Source organism: Protofrankia sp. CiP1_Cm_nod3, assembly GCF_982290655.1.
This window is the reverse complement of the sequence record NZ_CEVIVD010000062.1, coordinates 24578-29278: the sequence shown is the minus strand read 5'-3', so window position 1 is coordinate 29278 and position 4701 is coordinate 24578. Positions and strand designations below refer to the sequence as shown.

Below are 4701 nucleotides of genomic sequence, written 5' to 3'. Positions count from 1 at the left end.
GGTCGGGGCCGGCTCGAGGCGGGCGGCCTCGAGCCGGTGCCGCCGCGGTCGGCGCCACGGCGGCCGGCGCGCTGGCTGCGGCCGCAGCGGCCGCAGCGGCAGTCCCGCACGCGCGACCGGCCGCGTCCCGGGGCGCCGGGGGAATGGGCGCGTGGCCGCGTCAGGCAGACCGGGCGGCCGCTCCAGGTGGGGCAGATCCCTCCGTGGCTGAGCGCGGCGGCGGCCTGCCTGACGGTTATCGTCGCGGTGATCGGCCTCGTGGGGGTGCTGGGCCGGCAGACCGGGCGGAACAGCGCCAGCGAGGCCGTCAGCCAGGCCGTGGCACCGCTGTCGGCCGACATCACCGGATCGTCCGAGGGGGCGCGCAGTGCCGCGGGGGGAGGCTCGAGCGACGGTGCGGCGGCTCCCGCGGCCCCCGCCACGACGGCGGTCGACGCCGACGAGGGCGCCGCCACCGCCACGGCGGCGATATTCGCGCACACCGGGCATCCGCTCAGCATCTCCGACGTCCCCCAGCACACCCTCGACCTGCTGTCCGGACGGATCAAGGGGACGCTCAAGGTGCCGCTGCGCGACTACGCCGCCGCGGCGGCGCCGCTACCGCCCGCCGCCGCGGCGGCCCTCGTCACCGAGCTCACCCAGCCGGCCCTGCGCACCTGCTACCTCAGCCTGGCGACCCAGAGCGGCGGCAACGTCATCGCGTTGGATCTCGTTGCTTTCGACGGGCGGCCGGCCGTGCTCGTCGTGCTGTCCGTCCCGGCCGATCCCGACAAGCTGCAAGTGATCGTCCTTGACGAGCGGTGCGGGGTGACCAACATCGCGGCCGCGACGTGGTACAGCACCACCACGCCCCGGCGGTAGCCAACCGGGCCATGGCCGCTGGATGCCGGTGGACGCGGGCGGCCGCCCGTGCGGGCGGCCATCATCCGCCGGGTGCGGCCCAGGTCATGCCCGGCCCCTGGTCACAGGTGCGCCGGTAACGATCCGCGGCCCTTCGCGAAGCGGCTCCGGCGCTGCCGCGACAGTTCCGCGGGCGACGCCGGGCGGGCCTGGCGTCGCCCGGCGGGGCACGGCCGGGCGAGCCCGGCGGCGGTGCGGGAGCACAGACGAGGGAATCGGGTGCGCAATGGGACAGTTGTGGCTGGCGCACGGCCTCACCGGCGACAGCCGGCGATCTGAAGGGACAGGTGGAGATGTGACCGCGCACAGCAGCGGGAACGAATCGAGCATCCCGGGCGCCCGGGATCCCGATGTCCGAGATGTCATCATCATCGGATCCGGTCCGGCCGGCTACACCGCGGCGATATACACGGCGCGCGCGAACCTGCGCCCGCTGGTCTTCGAGGGTTCGGTGGCTGCCGGCGGCGCGCTGATGACCACGACCGAGGTGGAGAACTTCCCCGGTTTCCCCGAGGGCATCCAGGGCCCCGACCTGATGGAAGGCATCCGCCGGCAGGCCGAGCGCTTCGGCGCGGAACTGCTCGCCGAGGACGTCACCGCGGTCGACCTGCGGGCCGACCCGAAGATCGTGACTGCCGAGGACCGGACCTACCGCGCCCACACCGTGATCATCGCCACCGGCTCGGCGTACCGCCGGCTCGGCCTGTCGGACGAGGAGCGGCTGCTGGGACGCGGGGTATCCGCGTGCGCGACCTGCGACGGCTTCTTCTTCCGGGACCAGGACATCCTCGTCGTCGGCGGCGGTGACTCCGCGCTGGAGGAGGCGACGTTCCTGACCCGCTTCGGCCGGTCCGTCACCATCATCCACCGGCGGGACAGGCTGCGGGCAAGCGCGATCATGCAGCAGCGCGCGTTCGCCAACGACAAGATCCTTTTCCGCTGGAACGCCGAGGTCGTGGCAGTCCTCGGCGAGGAGCGGGTCACCGGCGTCCGGGTCCGCGACACCGTGACCGGTGAGACCAGCGAGATAGCCGCCAGCGGGCTGTTCGTCGCCATCGGCCACGAGCCGCGCACCGAACTCGTCCGCGGCCAGCTCGACCTGGACGCCGCCGGCTACGTCGCGGTCGAGCATCCGTCCACCCGCACCAGCCTGCCCGGTGTGTTCGCCTGCGGCGACGTCGTGGACCACATCTACCGGCAGGCCATCACGGCGGCCGGCACCGGGTGCGCCGCGGCGCTGGACGCCGAACGCCATCTGGCCGCCCGCGAGGGCGCGACCGGTCGGCCGCCCCGGGCGCCCGCCGAGGCTGTCGCCGGAGCGGCCCCGTCCTGACCACCCCGCCACCCGTGTCCGTGTCCGTGCCCGTGCCCGTGCCCGTGCCGACGGACGCAGTCTCGGGCGCGCCGTCCCCGGCCGGCGGCGCGGCCGTCCACACGGTGCCCACCGGCGATGACCGGCCCGGCGGCGACAACCGAAAGCATCGACAACAACCAGGAGGAGATCATCATGGCAGGAGCCACCCAGCCCGTCACCGACAACACCTTCACCGAGGAGGTCCTGAAGAGCAAGGTGCCCGTCCTGGTCGACTTCTGGGCGGAGTGGTGCGGGCCCTGCCGGCTGGTCGCCCCGGTCCTCGAGGAGATCGCCGCCGAGCACGGTGACAAGCTGCGGGTCGTCAAGCTCAACATCGACGAGAACCCGCAGACCGCTCGGCAGTACCAGATCCTGTCCATCCCCACCCTGGCCGTGTTCGTCAACGGCGAGGTGGACAAGAGCATCGTCGGCGCGAAGCCGAAGGCCGCCCTGCTGCGGGATCTCTCCGCGTACATCTGAGGCGTGTGCATCTGAGGCGTCCCCCGGGACGCCCACCGCGGACGCCCGTCGGAAGGGGCGTCCCGCGCGTCCCACCGGACCTGTGGCCTGTCCGGATCGGTCCGCCGATCCAGGCAGGCCACAGGCGTGCGAGAAGCACGGCCACCGCGGCTCGGCCCGCCGGGACCCGCGTGGGCCGGGCCGCCGCCGGCACGGGAAAATCCACCGGCCGCCACCCGGCTGCCCCACGACCGCGGCGACGGCGGCGGGTCCAGGGCGTGCCTGATGGACGTTGGCCGATGCGGACGGCGCCCAGGCGGCCTCCCGCCCGGCGGAGGACAGCGGGGTCCCCCCGCGGCGCCTACTGCCGGACGGGGGCGTTTCACAGCGGAAGTTATGGGCGACGACGACAACGCGGCGGGTGGCCGCGTGGGCGCCACCCACGCGATCGAACATCTGTCAGAGACGCCCCAGCCGCTAGCCTGTGTCTCCGTGACCCGTCCGCGAGCAGGTTCGAGTGGTAACCGCAGGATCAAACTCCTGCGTCTCGGCGACCGCGACCCCTCGGTCGCCGAGATACGCGCCGCGCTGATCTCCCTGTCGTTCCTGCCGGCCGCGCCGCACCAGCAGGAGGCCTCCGCGGCCGGCCGGCTGCGGCCGAGCGGGACAGATCTGCCACAACCGGCCGGACCACCGACCAGCGGGCTGCCGGGCGGCGGGCTACCGGGCGGGCCACGAAGCGGTGCCCGGGCGGGAACACCCGACAGGCCGCCGCCGGCGGCGGCCCGCTTCGATGCCGCCCGCGAACTCAGTGCCGCCCGCGAACTCGACGTGGCCCTGGAGTTCGACGCCGCCCTCGACCGGGCCGTCCGGGCGTTCCAGCAGAGCCGGGGGCTGTCCGCGGACGGCATCGTCGGCCCGGACACCTTCCGCGCCCTGGAGGAGGCCCGTCGCAGGCTGGGCGACCGGCTGCTCTTCTACAGCGTCAACCATCCCTTCATCGGGGACGACGTGGCAGCGCTGCAGGAACGGCTGTCGAACATGGGGTTCGACGTGGGACGGACGGACGGCATCTTCGGCCCGCGGACCGAGGCGGCCCTCAGGGACTTCCAGTACAACCGCGCGCTGGAGCCCGACGGCCGCTGCGGGCCGCTGACCCTGCGGGAGCTGAAGAAGCTGGAGCGCACCGTCGTCGGTGGCCGCCCGGACGTGCTGCGGGAGTCGGTGCGGCTGCTCCAGCGGGGCCCGTCCCTGCTCGGTGTCGTGGTCGCGGTCGACCCCGGCCACGGCGGGAACGACCCTGGAGTCACCGTCGGCGACCTCTGCGAGCGCGACCTCATCGCCGATCTCGCCGCCCGGCTGGAGGCCCGGCTGCTGGCCTCCGGGCTGGAGGCCTACCTCCTGCACGGCCCGCACGAGTCCCCGGACGACGTCGAGCGGGCGCACCGCGCGAACGAGATCGGCGCGGACCTGCTGGTGTCGCTGCACCTGGACGCGGGGAGGTCACCCCGGGCCCAGGGGGTGTCGTCCTACTACTTCGGCAACGCCCGGGGCTCGTCCGCCGTGGGCGAGCGGCTGGCCACGCTCGTCCAGAAGGAGCTGGTCTCCCGCACGGACCTGGTCGACTGCCGGACCCACGCCAAGACGTGGGAGCTGCTGCGGCGGACGAGGATGCCGGCGATCCGGACGGATCTGGGGTATCTGACGAACCCGCACGACGCCGCCGCGCTCGGGTCGCCGGAGTTCCGGGACACCGTCGCCGAGGCGATCCTCGCCGCGGTGCAGCGGCTGTTCCTGCCGCCGGACCTTGACCCACCGACCGGCCAGCTGCGAGTCCCGACCCTCGCCTCCCGCCGCCCCCGCTGACCCGACGGCTGCGGACCGGAGCCGCTGGCCTGGACGCCCGCCGGGTCTCCAGCGCGCTGACATCCTTCCGCCCTGGAAGACCGGGGCAGCCGGCTTCCTCGCCCCACCGGTCCCGCGCCGCA

Annotated in this window: 4 protein-coding genes; all 4 read left to right on the top strand. The window is 74.1% G+C overall.

Annotated features, from left to right (window positions below; genetic code table 11):
* Positions 1 to 861: RsmA family anti-sigma factor (locus AC5LUJ_RS13720; protein ID WP_493465043.1), on the top strand; the 861-nt coding region annotated here is incomplete at its 5' end.
* 334 nt (positions 862 to 1195) lie between these two features.
* Positions 1196 to 2233 (top strand): thioredoxin-disulfide reductase, encoded by a 1038-nt coding sequence (trxB, locus tag AC5LUJ_RS13715; RefSeq protein ID WP_250286128.1) that lies wholly within the window; start codon positions 1196 to 1198, stop codon positions 2231 to 2233.
* Between the two features lie 174 nt (positions 2234 to 2407).
* Entirely contained in the window at positions 2408 to 2734 is a 327-nt protein-coding gene (gene trxA / locus AC5LUJ_RS13710; RefSeq protein ID WP_250286129.1) for a thioredoxin, read from the top strand.
* 510 nt (positions 2735 to 3244) lie between these two features.
* The gene (locus AC5LUJ_RS13705) at positions 3245 to 4579 is read left to right on the top strand and encodes an N-acetylmuramoyl-L-alanine amidase (protein WP_445548593.1); all 1335 of its coding nucleotides are present in this window, start codon (positions 3245 to 3247) and stop codon (positions 4577 to 4579) included.
* The last annotated feature ends 122 nt before the right edge of the window (positions 4580 to 4701 follow it).

Excerpts from the sequence above, each read along its gene's own strand:
- trxA (WP_250286129.1), top strand. The coding sequence starts at position 2,408 with ATGGCAGGAGCCACCCAGCCCGTCACCGACAACACCTTCACCGAGGAG.